Genomic DNA, 18939 nt, shown 5'->3' on the forward strand with positions numbered 1-18939 from the left:
AAAGTAAATTAAAAGAATGTATATAAAAAGAATCAATAAGGCGGTAATAACGGTTACATGCTTATTAATAAGCATATGTCCTATTATCAATCAAGCTCAAGAACATCCAAGTCTAATTTTAACCAAAGCGGGAGTAGAAAAAATTAGGGCAGAATTAGGCAGTATACCTTTATTTGATGCATCCCTTAAAAAAATAAAGGAAGAAGTAGATGCTGAAATGGCTTTGGGCATTGATACGCCTATACCAAAAGATTATTCTGGTGGTTACACACATGCACGTCATAAGCGTAACATGATAGTTATGCAACAAGCTGGTGTTTTATACCAAATATTGGACGATGAAAAATATGCGAAGTATGTAAAAGACATGCTAATGCAATATGAAGGAATGTATAAAACATTACCCTTGCATCCAAAAACAAGATCTTATGCTAGAGGAAAATTGTTTTGGCAATGTTTAAATGATTCCAATTGGTTGGTTTACGTTAGCCAGGCTTACGATTGTATTTTTAATTACTTAAGTAAAGCTGAAAGAAAAAAATTGGAGCAAAATCTTTTTAGACCATTTGCAGATCATATTTCAGTAGACAGTCCGCAGTTTTACCAAAGAGTCCATAACCATAGTACCTGGGGAAATGCAGCTGTCGGTATGATTGGTTTGGTAATGAACGATAAGGAGTTGATTGATCGTGCCCTTTATGGTATCAAAGGTGTTAATTTAGATAAGAACGCCAAAGATGATGATGGGGGTTTTTTAAATAAAGAGGGAAAAGCAGGTTTTTTGGCTAATATAGAAGAACCATTTTCGCCAGATGGCTATTATAATGAAGGTCCATATTATCAAAGGTATGCCATGTATCCTTTTTTGATTTTTGCAGAAGGACTACACAACGTAAAACCAGAATTGAAAATTTTTGAATATAAAGATGGTGTACTTTTAAAATCAATCAATGCTCTTTTAAATTTATCTGATGCGGATGGTGATTTTTTCCCATTGAATGACGGTCAGAAAGGAATGTCGTATTATAATGATGCTTTAGTTACAGCCGTGGATATTTCTTATTATTTCGGTAATCAAGATCCAGGTTTATTAAATATTGCAGCAAAACAAAACAAGGTCTTATTAGACGATTCAGGTTTGGCAGTAGCACTTGGTATAAAAAATGGAAAAGCAAAACCATTCGACAAAAAATCAATCAACTTGTCTGACGGACCTGATGGAAAACAAGGTGGTGTTGGTATTTTACGAAGTGACGATTTAGAACTTGTTTTTAAATATTCTGCCCAAGGATCAAGTCATGGCCATTATGATAAGTTATCCTATTCCTTCTACGAAAATGGTAATGAAGTACTGCAAGATTATGGATTGGCACGTTTTGTGAATATTGAACAAAAAGGCGGTGGTAACTATTTAAAGGAAAATAAAACTTGGGCCAAACAAACGATTGCCCATAATACGCTAGTGCAGAACGGGAAGTCTCACTATCAGGGCAAATATGACATTGGAAGTAAACATCATCCAGATTTATATGTTTTTGATGATTCTAACGTCAATATACAAATAGTAAGTGCTAAAGAAAACAATGCTTATCCTGGCACGGAAATGCACAGAACAATGGCTATTATTAAAGAAGAAGGTTTTGAAAAGCCATTCCTGCTTGATATATTCAAAGTCAAATCTGATAGTACAAACCAGTATGATTTACCCTTTTATTTTATGGGTCAAGTATTGAAAACAAATTTTGAATACGAGGTTCCGGGAACACTAGAGCCTTTAGGTATTGATAACGGATATCAACATTTATGGTCTGAAGGTTGCGGAAGTACAACAGCAGAAAACACTAAATTAAGTTGGTTGGAAAAAGGGAGGTTCTACACACTGACGTCTGCTACATCAAAAGATGACGAATTAAGATTTGTCAGAATAGGAGCGAATGACCCTGAATTTAATCTGAGAAGAGAGGCAGGTTTTCTGATTCGTAGAAAAGATGCTAAAAACACTCTTTTTGTTTCAGTGATAGAGGCACATGGCAGTTATAGTCCAGTCACAGAATCTGCGGTGAACTCCAATAGTAATGTTGCATTGTTAAAAGTGGTTTTGGATACTATAGATTATACCGCTATTTCAATTACTACTATAAAAGGAGATACCAAACTGTTTATTATTGCAAATACAAACGCTTCAAAAGAAGCAAAACATACTTTAAATATAAACGAAAAGAATTACACTTGGATGGGTTGTTCTTATTATAATTAAATTAATCATTAAAAAAATTGAAAAATGAAACGATTTAGTGAAAAGTACATTATCTCAAAAGAAATACCATGGGAAGAACTTGGAGGAGGGGTATCAAGAAAGTTCTTAGGTTACGATAACCAAATCATGATGGTAAAAGTGAAGTTTGAGAAAGGGGCATTAGGTGCCCCACATCAACATTTTCACACACAAGCTACCTATTGTGTTTCAGGTAAATTTGAATTTGAAATTGATGGGGAAAAGAAAATTATAGAAGGAGGGGATGGAGTTTATATAGAACCTAATTTGTTGCATAGTGCAGTTTGTTTGGAAGAAGGGATGCTAATAGACACATTCAGTCCTGTAAGAGAAGATTTTTTGAGTGGTGGTGAGGTATCTTATTTTGGAGATAAAGAGGCGTAATATAAAAAACCACTAATCCTATTGGTGAGGATTTTATGGAATAGTCCCTCATTATGGGATGTTTTGTGTATTTCATAAAAAGAAGGGTGTTAAAATCCAAAACAAATTAAATTTTAACATTTAATTCTGTTTTGGATTTTTTTTTAACACATATATAACATATATTTGGTTATCCAAACTGGTTTACCAGTTTGGATAACCAGAAAAAACTAGATAAACGAATACTAACTCTGACAAAATCAACATTCAATGAAACTAGATGGATAGTACAAAAAAAAGGATAGGTGCCAGCCTATCCCTTTCAAAATGATCACTTCTTTTGGAAAGAAGTAAACTCTAAAACACATAATGCTTTACAAAAACATGCTTTCTGCAAAAATAGCAAAATATTAATTGACTTCTTCAGAAAGATCGTGCTTAGGTAAGGCAAGGGAATTGAGATTGTTATATCTCATTTATCAATACTTCTCAATGGTATTGAATTGTAAAAAGTATAAACATAATAAGATCACAAATGAATTTAAAATCGAGATTAATCTTAATGGTGGTATTGCTATTCAATGCTACATTATTTGCGCAGGATAGCTATCAGCTATCAGGTACGGTAACAGATGAGGCGAATGTTCCCATTCCAGGGGTGAATGTTGTTATATTAAATACAACTAGGGGAACGGCGACCGATTTTGATGGGTTGTATCAAATAGAGGTTTCAAATGGCGAAACGCTACAATTTTCGTATTTGGGTTATGTTACCCAAACGATCGATGTTTCTGGTCAGAAACAAATTAATGTTGCTTTGAAAGAAGATGCGGCACAACTTGAAGAAGTTGTGGTGGTAGGGTATGGTGCTCGTAGAAAAAGTGATGTAACGGGTTCTGTATCTTCAGTTAAATCTGATGAATTGACGGCTTTTCCAGTATTGGAGGCCGAGCAGGCACTTCAAGGTCGTGCTGCCGGTGTTGTTGTCCAATCCAATAATGGAGGTGAGCCAGGGGCTCCTATTAGTATTAGTGTTAGGGGTAATACTTCTATAAATGCAAATAGCGATCCGCTAATTGTTGTAGATGGTTTTATCGGGGCTAATATGCCTCAAGCTGGTGATATTGCATCTTTACAGGTTTTGAAGGATGCTTCTGCAACTGCAATTTATGGTTCCAGAGGTTCTAATGGTGTTATTATGGTTACAACCAAGAAAGGTAAAAGTGGTAAATTAAATATTGAATTAAATACGACTTATTCCATTCAAAGTACTTCAAATAAATTGGATTTGTTGAATGCTAGTGATTTCGCAAATTATCAAAATCAAATAAGGGCTAATCAGGGGAATACTAATACTTATACTCAAGGAGCGTATGATACGGATTGGCAAGATTTGATTTATAGAACCGGTAGCACCCAAAACCATCAAGTTTCTTTTTCAGGTGGATCGGAAAAAATCAATGTTTATGCCTCGGGTACGTATTTTAATCAAGATGGTGTTTTGATAAATTCAGGTTACGAGAGGTTATCATTTTTGTCAAATATTGATGCCCAAATATCGGATAAATTAAAATTAGGACTTAATTTAACTGGTAGTACTAGTAAAAAGAATGGTGTTGCTACCCAATCGGACGGTTCTGCTTCCGTAGGGGGTGATGATGTGGTTTCTTTGGCTATGCGGTTTGCTCCTGATAAGGGTATTTATAACGAGGATGGCACGTTTGCGACAAATGATCAAATAGGGGATCAGGTGGATAATCCATGGGCTGTGGCCACGCAAAAAGACGATGATACTACAATAGACCTTTTTAGGGCAAATGTCTATGCGGACTATGAGATTATCGAAGGTTTGACTTTTAAGACAACTTTTGGTTTAAGTACCAAAAATGAATTTAGAGGAACTTATACGCCCAGAACATTAACATTGACTTCAGGAGGTGTTGATGGCAGGGCAATAATGTCAGAAGATAAATCCAAGTCGGTATTGAGTGAAAATTATTTAACCTACAATAAAGAGTTGGGAAAAGGTAATTTAACATTATTGGCTGGTTATTCGTATCAAAAAACCACTAATGAAGGGTTTTATAGTGAGGGTACAGGAACTATCGATGATTCGTTTTCCTATTATGGTTTATACACCGCCACAAGTTTAATCAATGGTTCTTCAGGTGATGTGTATTTCAATGAAACAGAAATTCAATCCCAATTTGGAAGGGCGAACTTTGATTACGATGATAGATTTTTGTTGACAGCTACGGTAAGAAGGGATGGAGCCTCGAATTTTGCTAAAAATGAAAAATATGCTATTTTTCCTTCAGGGGCTTTAGGTTGGAAAGTGTCCAATGAAAACTTTTTGAAAGACAGTAAATCCATTTCAAACTTGAAATTAAGGGCAAGTTATGGTGTTACGGGTAACCCGTCAATTGGTGCTTACGAATCGTTAGCGGTTTTGAGAAGTTTATATGCTTCAAGTAATGGTGAAACTGTTACGGCTGTTACTCCATATCAAAATGCTAACCCGGATTTAAAATGGGAGTCTTCCTATCAAACAAACTTTGGTTTGGATTTAGGTCTGTTCAATAGTGCAGTTTCACTTTCTTTGGATTATTATGATATCGACACCAAAGATGTTCTTATGTTCGATAATAGTATCCCATGGTCTTTTGGTCTTCTTAATGATGAAATAATCACGAATGTTGGTGAGATTAACAATAAAGGATTTGAAATTTCATTAAATACCAGAAATATATCCAATGAAAGTTTTAGTTGGACTACGGATGTTGTCTTCTCCAGAAACAAAAATACGGTTGAAACCTTAATTAACGGTGCGGATTTCTTTGGTAGTGGTGCGCCAAGTTATTTTAGTGTGGATAATAACTACATCCTAAGGGAAGGTGAAGAAGTTGGTCTATTTTATGGCTTGGATTATGCAGGTGTATATCAAGGAGGTGCTGTACCAGCGGGGACAGCAGCTCTTACAGGGGCTGTAGCTGGTGACCCATTGTTTGCAGATTTAGATGATAGTGGAGATATTACTACTGCAGATAGGGAAATTATTGGTAACCCTAACCCTGATTTCACTTGGGGTATTACAAATACCTTCAGATATAAAGACCTTGATTTAAATATCTTTTTCCAAGGTTCTCAAGGTGGGGATATTTTTAATATGACCAATGTTCAATTGTACAATGGTGATGCCAATACAACGTATGAGAATTACAATAATGCTTGGACGTCTACCAATACCGATACAAACGTTCCTCGTGTAGGAAATAATAGTAACAGGGAAATTTCTTCCCGTTTTGTTGAAGATGGAAGTTACATTAGATTAAAGAACATAGCCATAGGTTATAATTTACCTTCAGATGTTCTCGAACCTATAGGTATATCTAAAATGAGATTATCAGTTAGTGCACAGAATCTATTGACTATTACAAATTACTCTGGTCTGGATCCTGAGGTAAATTACTATGGTGCTTCTGGCAATAATAATACTTCGAGCAATACTGTTAGGGGTTTTGATTTTGGAAATTATCCAACGGTAAAATCGGTTAGTTTTAGCCTTAATGTAACATTTTAATGAATTGTTTAAAAAAATATGTATAAGATGATAAAAACTAAATATATATTATTATTGATAATGGGATTGTCGATAATGGGATGTTCCGATTTGGAAGAAGATCCAATAGCTTTATTATCCCCAGAAGGATACTTCAAGTCTACAGCTGATATACAAGCTGCTGTAGATGGTTCGTTAACACATGCGATCAATGAAGAGATTTGGGGTAGGAAACTATCCATAGCTTTATTGTTGCGTTCTGATATGGTTGATCTTCAATCCGATGAAACTAGAAGGGTAGAAATGAATACGCATACAATTTCGGGTGATAATGAAATGGTATATGATCCTTGGACAAGGATTTATCTTGGAATATCAGCGGCCAATACGGCCATTGCGGGGGCTGACGACGTAGTCGAAGAAGATAGTGTTAAAAATCCGGTTACGGCGCAAGCTTATTTTGCTAGGGCTTTTTATTATTTTCATTTAGTGAGATTATTTGGGGATGTTCCCTATTTTGATGCACCTGTAATCGATGCAGAAGCGGCTAAATCTGTGAGTAATACGCCAGAGGCTGAGGTGTATGAAAAAATCATTGCCGATTTGCAATTTGCCAAAACCTGGTTACCTGAAACCGTTGCCTCAAGATCAATACCGTCTAAAGCCGCTGCGAGTTCTTATTTGGCCTTAGTGTATTTGACAATGGCCGGAAATGATTCAGGAAGTGAATATTTTCAAATGGCTTTCAATGAGGCCAAAGAAGTGATCAACAATGCAGGGACGTATAATTTGGCTTTGGATAATGACTTCCAAACTTTATTTAATGCCGAAAAAATAGATGCTTCTTTGGAACCTATATTCGCTTTGGATTACAATAATGTAGAGGCAGAAGACAATGCTTATGACCAAACAGCTCCAATGACGGGTATCAGGGGTGATGATGATGATCAAGGTTGGTCTGTAGCTGTCCCAGCTATGGCTGTTTATGATTCATTTGATGCAGATGATTATAGAAGAAGGGTTTCTTTTCAAACTGAAGCTACAATTGGAGGTGTTACCGTTGATTATACCGAGTTTGATATAAGCGGACATGAATTTGCTGCAAATAGACCATATATTGCAAAATATACTCGGTTCCCTGGACCTTATGCGAAATCGAATAAAAGGGCAACAAGCCATAATTATTCAATGATACGTTATGCTGAAGTGTTGTTGATTGCAGCTGAGGCGGCAGTAGAAATTGGAGATAATGCATCGGCACTTACTTATATTAATATGGTAAGGGAAAGAGCAAGAAGAGGTGGTGAATCGACCAATGGTGGTTATGTTGAGGAAGCAATCCCAGCAAGTGCCGTCCCAGCCGATCTTAGTGGAACTGTCACTGTTGATGATGTGTTGGAAGAACGAAGGGTGGAACTTGCTTTTGAAGGTAAGAGATGGTACGATATTAAAAGAAGACAATTAGGAGAAGAAGTATTTGGTGCTTCCGGTTATGAAGGTGCAAAACCAGATTGGAATTCTGCCGTTGATTATGATACTCCAATTCCAGACGAAGAGTTGAATAGGATGCCTAATGTTGTGAATTAAGTCTTGGCGATTGATTTATGTTTAATAGGCAGTTATCTATTATTTCATGTTCTAGTCGCATTAAAAGCATAAGTTTTGATTAGTAGTTGAGTTAGTTTGAGTTTTTGGTGGTACTGGTCCTTTATTGGACCGGTACTCCAAATTAAAAGAGTAATGGGAATAATTGTTTTTTGAACATTTCGAACTCCTTTTATGTTGAATTAATTGTTTAATTTTAACAAACCAAACTGGTTAACCAATTTAGCGAAAATGTTAATATGAAATTAGAAGTCCTTACAAAATCAGAGAATAAAGAAGTTCAAAAAGAAATTATTTCAAAAATCCGAGACCTAATCGATTTTAAAAATTTAGAACCAGGGGATAAACTGCCTTCAGAGCGTATGTTGTCAGAAAAGTTTGGGGTAAGTAGAAGCAACCTAAGGGAAGCCATCCAAAGATTGGAGTTCTATGGTTTGTTGAAATCCAGGCCACAGAGCGGTACATTTATTGCCGATATAGGGCCTATTGCCATGAAGGGAATGCTAAAGGATATACTTGAATTGGAAACTCCGGATTTTAAATCTCTCGTTGAGACACGGATTTTATTAGAGTTGAAAACTTGTAGATTGGCAGCTTTGCGACGAACCGAAGAGGATTTGGAACATATGAAAAAGGCCTTGGATGCTTTTAGTGCTAAGGTGAATAACGGGGAAGATGCCGTTCAGGAAGATTTGTTGTTTCATTTGTCCATCGCTAAAGCCAGTGGCAATAGTAGTATGAATACATTCATGTTGATCATTACCCCTGAGATCATTACCAACTTCGAAAAGTATCATGTATGTGATGTCAATAGAGCGGCCTTAGGGATACAAGAACATAATGATATCTTCGAAGCGATAAAAAAACAAGACCCAAAATTGGCCAAAGAAAAAATGAAAGTACACTTCAAAATGTTGTACCAGTATTGTTATAATATTGAATGAAACTAGTTTGGGAAAAAGATAGAATCTCGCACTTTTACTTTTTTAAGTAAAACAATCTAGGAAGACAAATAATTTATATCAGTTTAATTGCTAAGTCAATTTCTAGCTTAATTGGGTTCAGTGATTAAATAGATTTTCAATAAATAAAATAAGTGATTATGAAAGTTAAGGGATTAAGATGGTTTATTATCGGCCTCATATTTTTGGCCACGGTAATTAATTATATAGATAGGAGTGCGCTTTCTATAATGTGGGGTGGTGAAGATGTTGAAGGTTCAATAGCTCAATCTCTTGGTTTAACAAAGTATCATTATGGGTTAATATCCAATGTTTTTATGGTTGCCTATGCATTGGGTCAACTTTTCTCAGGGAAATTATTTGACAAGGTAGGAACCCGAATCGGTTATGTAATCAGTATTGGGGTTTGGGGTATATCGTCTTTTTTACACTCCACAGTTCGAGGATTTTTATCTCTTGCTTTTTTCAGAACCACCCTAGGTTTATCTGAAGCTGGCAACTGGCCAGGAGGTGTAAAAAGTAATGCCGAATGGTTTCCGATAAAGGAACGGGCCATTGCTCAAGGATTATTTAATGCTGGAGCTTCTATTGGGTCAGTAATTGCCCCACCATTTATAGCCACATTATTTGTGGCTTTTGGGTGGAGAATAACCTTTATGGTTGTTGGTTCTTTTGGAATACTATGGATTATTCCTTGGTTATTGGTTAACAAAGCGGGACCTAAAAAACACCCTTGGATTTCAAAAGAAGAGCAAGATTATATTCTTGAAGGTCAAAGTTTGGCTGATCAAAATGCGACTGAAGATACTAAAGGAAAAAGTTTAAAGGAAATCCTTTCATTTAAAGAGTCTTGGGCGGTTGTAATCGGTCGTTTTTTCCTAGAGCCAATATGGTGGATTTTTGTCACTTGGATGCCAATTTACCTTTTTGATATTTATGGATTTAATGTAAAAGAAGTTGGGATGTTCCTCTGGGTACCTTACGTAGGGGCTGCTGCCGGTAGTATTATTGGTGGATACGTTTCAGGAAAAATCATATCAAAAACCAATTCAATCGATAAGGGAAGAAAAACGACCATATTTATTGGAGGTGTTATCATGTTGTTAGGTTTGATAGCTACTGTACTTATAGGTGATACAGCTGAAAAATTTGTTGCCATAGTGTTTTTTGTTTTGTTCGGTTTCCAGTTCGCCATCAGTAATGTGCAAACATTACCGAGTGATTTCTTTAGTGGAAAATCTGTAGGTTCATTGGCCGGCTTGGGCGGTATGATTGGTGTTTTATCTGTAATTATAATGAACTTTTTAGTTCCGGTTATAGTGGATAATTTCTCTTACACACCCATATTTGTTGTTATCGCAATATTTGTGCCCCTTGGGGTAGGGGCAATATATTTCTTCGCAAGGGATATAAAATCAGTTGAAAAATAATAGTATTATACAATAATAAAATTTTTAAAAAATGAGTGATTTAAAAGGAAAAGTAGCAGTAATTACTGGGGCTACAGGTGGAATTGGTTTTGCAGTAGCAAAAAGATTGGGTAAAGACGGATATACCGTGGTTTTGAACGGTATTGAAGATGAAGAAGGAGCGAAAAGGGTTGAGGAACTCAAAGCAGAAGGGATTACCGCAGAATATTACGGATTTGACGTTACCAAAGAAGAAGAGGTAACTTCAAATATCAATAAGATTGGAGAGAAATTTGGTAAAATCGATGTTCTTGTAAACAATGCAGGTGGACTCGGAGGAAGATCAAGATTTGAAGAAATGACTACGGAATTTTACAGATCTGTCATGGCATTGAATCTTGACTCAACATTTTTTGCTTCTAGAGCAGCTATTCCTTTCCTTAAAAAAGGGAAAGATGCTTCTATCATTAACTATACTTCCAATGCAGCTTGGACAGCTGGTGGACCAGGAGCAGGAATCTACGGTACTTCTAAAGCTGGTGTTCATGCGATCACTAAAGCATTGGCGAAAGATTTAGCGGAATATGGAATTAGGGTGAATGCAGTATCACCGGGTACAATAGACACTCCTTTTCACGCCCAAATAAAAGCCACTAAACCTGAAGTATTCGCTTCATGGGCAAACAGTATTATGCTAGGTAGATTGGGGCAACCGGAAGATGTGGCCTCTGTTGTTTCATTCTTGGCAAGTAAGGATGCAGGTTTCATAACAGCTGAAACTATCCAAATCGGTGGTGGACAAGCTTTGGGTATTTAGAATTAATGTTGTGATAAGTTTTAAAAAAGAATAAATAATCCGATTTTATATGAAAAAAGTAGTCACTTTTGGAGAGATAATGCTGAGATTGGCACCTCCTGGATTTTTAAGATTTTCCCAAACAAATAGTTTTGATGTTGTCTATGGGGGCGGTGAATCCAATGTTGCCGTTTCTTTGGCTAACTATGGGGTTCCCGTGGATTTCGTAACACGACTTCCAAAAAATGATATCGGTGAATGCGCCCTTATGGAAATGCGTAAGCGTGGCGTTGGGGTCGATAAGATCGTTTATGGTGGTGACCGTTTAGGAATTTATTTCTTGGAAACAGGAGCGGTAAGTAGGGGTAGTAAGGTTGTATATGACCGGGCCCATTCCGCTATTAGTGAAATAAAATCGGGAATGATCGATTGGGATTCCGTTTTTGATGGGGTCGAATGGTTCCATTGGACCGGGATTACGCCTGCGATTTCACAAGGGGCTGCGGATGTATGTCTTGAAGCGGTGAAAGCCGCAAGTGAAAAAGGTATTACCATTTCCACAGATTTAAATTATCGTGCCAAGTTATGGAATTATGGGGGAGATCGTGAGACCATCATGACTGAACTTACCTCCTATTGCGATATCATCCTCGGTAATGAGGAGGATGCTGAGATGCATTTTGGGATTAAGCCAGAGGGTATCTCGGTACAAACCCAGGGGCATGATGTAAAAGCAGAAGCCTTTTTGTCGGTATGTAAGCAAATGATGGAGAAATTTCCACGTGCCAAAAAAGTGATTACCACGCTTCGTGGATCAATTTCCGCTTCCCACAATACATGGGCAGGTGTCTTGTACGATGGTAAAAAGATGTATGAGACCCGTCAATACCAGATTACCGATATTGTAGACCGTGTTGGTGGTGGTGACTCATTCATGGGTGGTCTGATCTATGGATTGTTGAAATATCCTGAGGATGATCAGAATGCCTTGGATTTTGCCGTGGCTGCATCCTGTTTAAAACATACTATAAAAGGTGATGCGAATTTGGTCACTGTTGCTGAAGTTGAAAAACTTATGGGTGGTGATGCATCAGGTAGGGTTGCGAGATAACCCAAGTAGAATAACTATGATCTAAATAATGATTTTTTAAATGGATAAGGGTAAATCTATATTGATTATTTGTGGAGGGGGACCTGCACCTGGAATTAATTCAGTGATCAGTACGGTTGCCAAGGTTTTTTTAAAGGATGGTTACAGGGTCTTAGGTTTACATGAAGGTTTTAAAGGCATCTTCAGTGAAAACCCTGAGATAAAGGAGTTTGATTTTGATCATGCCGATAGAATTTTTAGCCGAGGTGGCTCCACCTTGGTCATGAGTAGGTTCAAACCAGGAAATGAAAAGCTAAACACTAACCTTTTTTTGGAGAACAATGTAAAACTATTGGTCAGTATTGGTGGTGATGACACTGCCTCTACGGCCAATAGGATTGCATCATACCTTGAAAGGGAAAATATATTGATTTCCAATATCCATGTTCCCAAAACCATTGATAATGATTTGCCTTTGCCCGATAGGAATCCCACTTTTGGGTTTCATTCCGCAAAGGATGAAGGTGTGCGAATAGGCAATACGACCTATGAGGATGCCCGTACCAGTCAAAATTGGTTTGTAATGTGTGCCATGGGAAGATCCGCCGGTCATCTGGCATTTGGTATTGCCACAAGCTGCCACTTTCCGATGATGGTCATTCCGGAAATGTTCAATAATACAGATCTTACCCTCGATAAGGTAATTCGACTTATAATTTCATCGATAGTCAAAAGAAAAGTAAAGGGTATCAAGTATGGTGTGGCAATGGTGAGCGAAGGTGTTTTTCATTCTATGCCAAAATCCGAACTGGACAAAATTGGTATAAATTTCACCTATGATGACCATGGCCATCCCGAACTAGGGAATGTGAGTAAATCCCATATTCTCAATGTGCTTCTCCAAAAAGAATTGGAAAAACTTGGGCTGAATGTTAAAAGTAGGCCGGTAGAATTGGGGTATGAACTACGATGTTGTCGCCCAATAGGGTTTGATCTTACGTTGTGTACCTTACTTGGAATCGGCGTAAAGAAATTGTATGACCAAGGTCTTAGTGGTTGTATGGTAAGTGCGAACTCAAGAGGGGAAATAAAACCGCTCTTTTTATCGGATATGCAGGATGCGAACGGTAAAATACCGCCACGTTTGGTAGATATGGAATCTGAATTTGCAAATCTGTGTTTTCAAAACTTGGATTATTTAAAACCAAGTGATTATGAGGCTGCAAGGAAGTTTGTGGAGAATCCTTTAAGCTATGATTTTAAAAAAATATTAAACGAAAAATAGAATAAAAATATGGCACAATATTCAAGAATTGAAGTGGCATCAGTGATGAGAGAAACAGGCATGGTACCATTGTTTTATCATCCAGATATTGAACTTGGTAAAAAAGTACTTAAGGCGTGTTATGATGGTGGCGCGCGATTGATGGAGTTCACCAGTAGGGGCGATTTTGCCTTTGAGATATTTGGTGAACTGAACAAATATGCCATCGCAGAGCTTCCCGGAATGATTATGGGGGTCGGTTCCATTACCGATGCAGGGGCAGCTTCCCTATACATGCAATTAGGTGCGAATTTCATTGTTACACCATCACTACGTGAGGATATAGCGATAGCCTGTAACCGCAGAAAAGTACTTTGGTCACCGGGTTGTGGCTCTTTGACCGAAATCAATAGGGCAGAGGAATTGGGATGTGAGATTGTTAAGCTGTTCCCAGGTTCAACCTATGGGCCAGGGTTCGTAAAGGCAATTAAAGGTCCGCAACCATGGACTAGTGTTATGCCTACAGGAGGTGTTTCGACTGAAACCTCAAACCTTAAAGGTTGGTTCGATGCGGGTGTTACCTGCGTAGGTATGGGATCCCAATTGATCAGTAAGGATGTGTTGGCGAACAAAGATTACAAAGGTTTGGAAAATGCTGTACGTGAGGCCATGAAAACTATAAATAAAGTAAGAAAATAATTTTTATTAGGAAAAGCCTAAAACAAGTAATTGAATAATGTATAATTGCTTGCTTTGGTTTTTATCATTTACATCAAATGGACATTGAGGTGTATTTGGGGCAAAAATCTTGAACATTTCAATTTATACAGAGGTACGTTTCATTTCTTAAAAAAAAAATTGGAATTTCTCTATTGTTTTTCACATCTTAATCTGATTGGATGCTGAAGCTTGAAAATACATATTATTATATCAATATTTATTAATAAAAAACAAAAAACATGAAAAACCCCTCTATCGGATTTATAGGACTCGGTCTTATGGGTGCCAACATGGTTGAAAATCTGCAAAATAGAGGTTATCAACTATCTGTCATAGATCTTAATAAGGAAGCTGTTGCTACTGTTGTAGCTCGCGGTAATGCTACCGAGGCGACATCACCTAAAGAATTAGCTGAAAAGAGTGATATCGTAATGCTCTGTCTAACCACGTCCGCTGTTGTAGAAAAAATCGTTTATGGCGATGAAGGTATCCTGGCCGGAATAAAAGAAGGTGCTGTTTTGATTGATTTCGGAACATCGATTCCTTCATCTACCCGTAAAATCGGTAAAGATCTTGCCGCGAAAGGTGTCGGCATGATCGATGCTCCTCTGGGTCGTACACCTGCACATGCCAAGGATGGGCTTCTTAACATTATGGCAGCTGGAGATAAGGAGACTTTTGAGAAGGTAAAACCGGTTTTGGACGAACAGGGTGAGAATGTATTCCATTTAGGTGCTTTAGGAGCCGGTCATACGACCAAGTTGATCAATAATTTTATGGGAATGACTACCGTAGTCGCTATGTCACAGGCTTTTGCAGCTGCAAAACTGGCTGGAGTAGACGGGCAGCAATTATTCGAGATCATGTCTGCGGGACCTTCGAATTCCCCGTTCATGAAATTCTGTAAGAACTATGCCGTGGATAACGTAAGTGATTTGGGGTTCTCAATTGCCAATGCCAATAAAGATTTGGGATATTTTGTACATATGATGAAGGATTTAGGTACGGTTTCCAAGATTGCCGAGGCTACTTCGTCCAACCTTCAGGCCGCTTTCGATGCGGACATGGGTAGTGGTAATGTTCCTGAGATTTTCGATTATTTCATGAAGTTACAGAAATAGCTTAATATCTTGCCTTTTTGGCTTTATAAACTTTTGAACCTTTGAATAAGCACCTATTTCGTTTTATTCAAAGATTTTTTTAAAAGTAGCCCAAATTCTCGGGACAAATCTCAGAGTTCTTTTTCTATGAATTGGAGGTGGAGCACTAATCAACGCTTAGATTTATAAACGACAATAAGCAAACATTTTTATTTATTCCAGCTCAAGGATGATTGTTGCTGAACTATGCGGTCAAATCTTTTAAACGCACCGAGTGTTCTATGATAGGGCCATCCAATAAGCGGTTAATCAGGTGTCTAAGGTTTTTTTTACAATCATTTAACTTTTTGGTTATGGGGCTTTCAGAAGCACTTTAGACTCATTAAGTATTTTTGCAGAAAAATGAAGTATATACCATTCTCTCTTCATAGGTGATATTCTTCATTCATCATAATCAATAATCCACATACCTGTTATTCAAAAACAGCAGGTACTGCAATTATGACACCTTGTTTTTGGCGAATTGCGGCCATAATCGTATGATTTATGAACAGTTTAATAATTCAAGCAAGAAACAAGATATTACAGGATGGATACAATGAAGGCATTGTGTAACTTTAGGGGTGTAAAAATTAACGTAATTAACCTCTTTATGAACTATTGTTTCGTTCTTTTGGTTTTAAACCAAGAAATTTGAAGAGGAGCTATTGATGCCTAGTGTAAATTCCTATAAAAGAATAAAATTTAATGAATCTAGAAATGGATAAAAAAGTAATTGTGTTAACAGGGGCCGGGGGGTTCTTATCAGTGCATTGGCAAAAGCCTTTGCAAAAGAAGGTCATAAAATTGCAGTTTTGGACCTAAAAAAAGAAGCTGCCGTTAAGGTCGCTGATGAGATCAATGGTGAAGGAGGTACGGCTATAAGTTTGGTAGCGAACGTTTTGGAAAAAGATTCCCTTGAATCTGCCAAAAAAGAGGTCAATGATCAATTGGAAAGATAAAAATACAGATAAAGTATTTTGCTTGTTTTCTTTGATGAAAATTATATTTCCTTATTCATCTGGATGAATAAAAGACTAGCAATATAAGGGTTGAAATAAGTATTTAGAGAATAAAAACGTTGAATTACCTTTAGAAGGGTGGAATACAAAATCATTGAAAATGGGTATTAATAGTATTAACGATTAAAATTATGAATCAAACCTTCCGTAGCAAGTTTTTAAAGTGGATAGCGCTATTTCTTCCAGGCATATTTTTACTGGGTCTAAATATTGGTACAGGTAGTGTAACTACCATGGCAAAAGCTGGAGCTGATTATGGGATGTCATTACTTTGGACTATTGTTGCCTCTTGTTTAACAACCTATTTTATGATAAACTTATACGGTAAGTTTACCCTCGTCACAGGAGAAACTGCTTTACAGGCTTTTAGAAAGTATATACACCCTAGTGTTGGTGTCTTTTTTATTGTTGCTCTAACTGCAGGAGTTTGCGGAAGTGTAATGGGAGTGATGGGAATCGTATCGGATATTTGTTACGAATGGTCTAAGAGTGCAGTTGACGGAGGTATTTCTCCCGTTTATTTTGCGGCCTCTTTTATTGCAATGGTATATTTTATTTTTTGGAATGGGAAAACACAGTTTTTCGAAAGGGCATTAGCAATAATAGTAGCAATTATGTCTGCTAGTTTCCTTCTTAACTTTTTTATCATGATGCCCCCACCAATGGATATTTTAAAGGGGCTTATACCAAATGTGCCTGAAAGTTTAGATAATGATAAAAGCCCATTTTTAATAATTGCTTCTCTTGTAGGAACAACTGTTTTTTCTGGTTTGTTTATTATTAGAACGACTTTGGTTAAAGAGGCCGGTTGGAAAATAAGTGACTTGAAAAAACAACGTAATGATGCTGTTGTATCTGTAACTTTAATGTTTGTTATTAGTGCTTCTATAATGGCTGCCGCTGCTGGTACACTTTATATTGAAGGAATTGGGTTATCAACGGCTTCTCAGATGATTGGATTATTAGAACCATTGGCAGGAAGTTTTGCAACATCTGTGTTTGCAATTGGAATAATTTCTGCAGGTGTTTCGTCTCAATTCCCTAATATTTTAATGCTGCCTTGGTTATTATGTGACTATAATAATTCAGAAAGGAATATGACCTTGCCAAAATACAGGATAATGGTTCTGTTAATTTCTTTATTGGGTCTGATAGTACCTGTTTTTAATGCGCAACCAATATTTGTAATGGTGGTTTCACAAGTTTTTAATGCAGTTATCTTACCCGTTACTGTTTTGGGTATTCTATACTTGAGTAATAGATCCGATTTAATGGGGAGTCACAAAAACAAACCATTGGAAAATGTTTTTTTAACACTGATATTATTGTTTTCAATATATACATCTTTTGTAGGGATTACAGGAGTTATTCAACTTATAAATTAGAATAATGGAGGATTTACAAAAATTTGCTTACATACCTTTAAAACAAAATAATAATAGAGTTTGGCGCACCTATGGGGGAGGTGCGTTAATTGATAAATGGAAAAAGGATAGGCCGGAAACTGATGGAGATATGCCAGAAGAATGGATTATGTCTACAATTACGGCAAGAGGAAAAGGTCGTCCTGAAAATGAAGGACTTTCTATGTTGAATACTCCTGTTGGCTTAAGGTCACTTAAAGAATTGGTTGATTCCAATAAAGAACTTTTTTTAGGAAAGAAACTAGCTGATAAATTTGGAACAACAGGTGTGCTAATCAAAATGTTGGATTCGAATGAGCGATTAACAATTCAAGTACACCCCGATAAAGAGTATGCCCAATCTATGCTAAATTCGGATTTTGGTAAAACAGAATCTTGGTATGTGTTGAACAAAAGAGAAATAGACGGAGAAAAGAGTGTTGTGTACATGGGGTTTAAAGAGGGTGTTACTCCTGAGATATGGAAAGAACATTTCATTGAACAAAACATTGAGGAGATGTTAAATTGCCTTCATAAGATAGAAGTAAGCCCTGGTGATGCATTCATGATATACGGTGGTGTGCCCCATGCCATTGGTAGTGGTTGTTTTTTAATGGAGGTCCAAGAGCCGACAGATTATACCATGAGGGTTGAACGTGTAACGCCTAAAGGATTGACGATTTCTGACGAATTAATCCATCAAGGTGTTGGCAATGAGAAAATGTTGGAATGTTTTCATTATGATTGTTGTTCTTATGAAGAAGCTTTAAGGCGTTGGAAGGTGAAACCAGAGGTTGTTGATAATTCCGATACTTACAGTTTAAAAACAATCTTCAATGAAAGGCACACCAATTGTTTTGGTCTAAATGAACTCGATTTGAATGGTGCATACACCATAAAAGGGAATGGCGGTTTTTATGTAGCTGTAGTTTACTCTGGGGAAGGTGTTGTTCTTTGTAATGGTAAGGAATTCGATTTTAAACAAGGAGATGAAATATTTTTATCCGCTGCCATTGATGAGGTTACTTTTAAATCTAATATAAAGTCAAGAATATTACTTTGTTATCCTCCTAATTAGGATGAAGAGAAAAGTATTCATTGTTTTTTTAGCTAATGTGTTTTTCATAAATACCAAATTTATTGGCGCAATTATCTGATATGTTAATTCTGGAATCAATTGAAAACCAAGGAGCAGCTAAAGGGAATGAAATCTATTGGAAGCTAAACACTACTATGACTTTAAAAGAATTAGCTAATAATCTATTTAAAATTAAACATTAATTGCCCATAATCCTCTAGTACTGAACTGTCCGGTTTAACGGGAGGAGATCA

Annotated in this window: 14 protein-coding genes; all 14 read left to right on the plus strand. The window is 36.9% G+C overall.

Annotation, left to right across the window (positions count from 1 at the left end):
• The first annotated feature begins 16 nt into the window (after positions 1-16).
• On the plus strand, positions 17-2257 hold the full coding sequence (locus tag HPE56_RS05595; protein ID WP_188242786.1) for an alginate lyase family protein: 2241 nt from the start codon (positions 17-19) through the stop codon (positions 2255-2257).
• 24 nt (positions 2258-2281) lie between these two features.
• The gene (locus tag HPE56_RS05600; RefSeq protein WP_188242787.1) at positions 2282-2659 is read left to right on the plus strand and encodes a cupin domain-containing protein; all 378 of its coding nucleotides are present in this window, start codon (positions 2282-2284) and stop codon (positions 2657-2659) included.
• Positions 2660-3173: 514 nt separating this feature from the next.
• Positions 3174-6218, plus strand: coding sequence for a SusC/RagA family TonB-linked outer membrane protein (locus tag HPE56_RS05605; protein WP_188242788.1), 3045 nt, complete (start codon positions 3174-3176; stop codon positions 6216-6218).
• Positions 6219-6245: 27 nt separating this feature from the next.
• Positions 6246-7784, plus strand: coding sequence for a RagB/SusD family nutrient uptake outer membrane protein (locus HPE56_RS05610; RefSeq protein ID WP_188242789.1), 1539 nt, complete (start codon positions 6246-6248; stop codon positions 7782-7784).
• Between the two features lie 257 nt (positions 7785-8041).
• On the plus strand, positions 8042-8746 hold the full coding sequence (locus HPE56_RS05615; RefSeq protein ID WP_188242790.1) for a FadR/GntR family transcriptional regulator: 705 nt from the start codon (positions 8042-8044) through the stop codon (positions 8744-8746).
• A 158-nt stretch (positions 8747-8904) separates the two neighbouring features.
• A complete protein-coding gene (locus HPE56_RS05620) occupies positions 8905-10194 on the plus strand; it encodes an MFS transporter (protein WP_188242791.1) in 1290 nt (429 codons plus the stop codon).
• A 31-nt stretch (positions 10195-10225) separates the two neighbouring features.
• The gene (locus tag HPE56_RS05625; RefSeq protein WP_188242792.1) at positions 10226-10990 is read left to right on the plus strand and encodes an SDR family NAD(P)-dependent oxidoreductase; all 765 of its coding nucleotides are present in this window, start codon (positions 10226-10228) and stop codon (positions 10988-10990) included.
• A gap of 49 nt (positions 10991-11039) precedes the next feature.
• The gene (locus HPE56_RS05630) at positions 11040-12080 is read left to right on the plus strand and encodes a sugar kinase (RefSeq protein ID WP_188242793.1); all 1041 of its coding nucleotides are present in this window, start codon (positions 11040-11042) and stop codon (positions 12078-12080) included.
• 40 nt (positions 12081-12120) lie between these two features.
• Entirely contained in the window at positions 12121-13344 is a 1224-nt protein-coding gene (locus HPE56_RS05635; protein ID WP_188242794.1) for a 6-phosphofructokinase, read from the plus strand.
• Between the two features lie 9 nt (positions 13345-13353).
• Positions 13354-14022, plus strand: a complete 669-nt coding sequence (locus HPE56_RS05640) for a bifunctional 4-hydroxy-2-oxoglutarate aldolase/2-dehydro-3-deoxy-phosphogluconate aldolase (protein WP_188242795.1) — start codon at positions 13354-13356, stop codon at positions 14020-14022.
• Positions 14023-14282: 260 nt separating this feature from the next.
• On the plus strand, positions 14283-15164 hold the full coding sequence (locus HPE56_RS05645) for an NAD(P)-dependent oxidoreductase (protein WP_188242796.1): 882 nt from the start codon (positions 14283-14285) through the stop codon (positions 15162-15164).
• An 833-nt stretch (positions 15165-15997) separates the two neighbouring features.
• Positions 15998-16144, plus strand: a complete 147-nt coding sequence (locus HPE56_RS05650; RefSeq protein ID WP_262890265.1) for a hypothetical protein — start codon at positions 15998-16000, stop codon at positions 16142-16144.
• A 191-nt stretch (positions 16145-16335) separates the two neighbouring features.
• The gene (locus HPE56_RS05655) at positions 16336-17589 is read left to right on the plus strand and encodes an Nramp family divalent metal transporter (RefSeq protein WP_188242797.1); all 1254 of its coding nucleotides are present in this window, start codon (positions 16336-16338) and stop codon (positions 17587-17589) included.
• Between the two features lie 4 nt (positions 17590-17593).
• Entirely contained in the window at positions 17594-18685 is a 1092-nt protein-coding gene (locus tag HPE56_RS05660) for a type I phosphomannose isomerase catalytic subunit (RefSeq protein WP_188242798.1), read from the plus strand.
• Positions 18686-18939: the final 254 nt, after the last annotated feature.

It is taken from the genome of Maribacter aquimaris (assembly GCF_014596745.1).
Taxonomy (GTDB): Bacteria; Bacteroidota; Bacteroidia; order Flavobacteriales; family Flavobacteriaceae; genus Maribacter_A; species Maribacter_A aquimaris.

Bases quoted from the DNA above. Each gene is read 5' to 3' on its own strand.
- HPE56_RS05620 (WP_188242791.1), top strand. From the start codon at position 8,905: ATGAAAGTTAAGGGATTAAGATGGTTTATTATCGGCCTCATATTTTTG.
- HPE56_RS05645 (WP_188242796.1), top strand. From the start codon at position 14,283: ATGAAAAACCCCTCTATCGGATTTATAGGACTCGGTCTTATGGGTGCC.
- HPE56_RS05610 (WP_188242789.1), top strand. From the start codon at position 6,246: ATGATAAAAACTAAATATATATTATTATTGATAATGGGATTGTCGATA.
- HPE56_RS05655 (WP_188242797.1), top strand. From the start codon at position 16,336: ATGAATCAAACCTTCCGTAGCAAGTTTTTAAAGTGGATAGCGCTATTT.
- HPE56_RS05630 (WP_188242793.1), top strand. From the start codon at position 11,040: ATGAAAAAAGTAGTCACTTTTGGAGAGATAATGCTGAGATTGGCACCT.
- HPE56_RS05595 (WP_188242786.1), top strand. From the start codon at position 17: ATGTATATAAAAAGAATCAATAAGGCGGTAATAACGGTTACATGCTTA.
- HPE56_RS05615 (WP_188242790.1), top strand. From the start codon at position 8,042: ATGAAATTAGAAGTCCTTACAAAATCAGAGAATAAAGAAGTTCAAAAA.
- HPE56_RS05635 (WP_188242794.1), top strand. From the start codon at position 12,121: ATGGATAAGGGTAAATCTATATTGATTATTTGTGGAGGGGGACCTGCA.
- HPE56_RS05605 (WP_188242788.1), top strand. From the start codon at position 3,174: ATGAATTTAAAATCGAGATTAATCTTAATGGTGGTATTGCTATTCAAT.
- HPE56_RS05600 (WP_188242787.1), top strand. From the start codon at position 2,282: ATGAAACGATTTAGTGAAAAGTACATTATCTCAAAAGAAATACCATGG.
- HPE56_RS05640 (WP_188242795.1), top strand. From the start codon at position 13,354: ATGGCACAATATTCAAGAATTGAAGTGGCATCAGTGATGAGAGAAACA.
- HPE56_RS05660 (WP_188242798.1), top strand. From the start codon at position 17,594: ATGGAGGATTTACAAAAATTTGCTTACATACCTTTAAAACAAAATAAT.
- HPE56_RS05625 (WP_188242792.1), top strand. From the start codon at position 10,226: ATGAGTGATTTAAAAGGAAAAGTAGCAGTAATTACTGGGGCTACAGGT.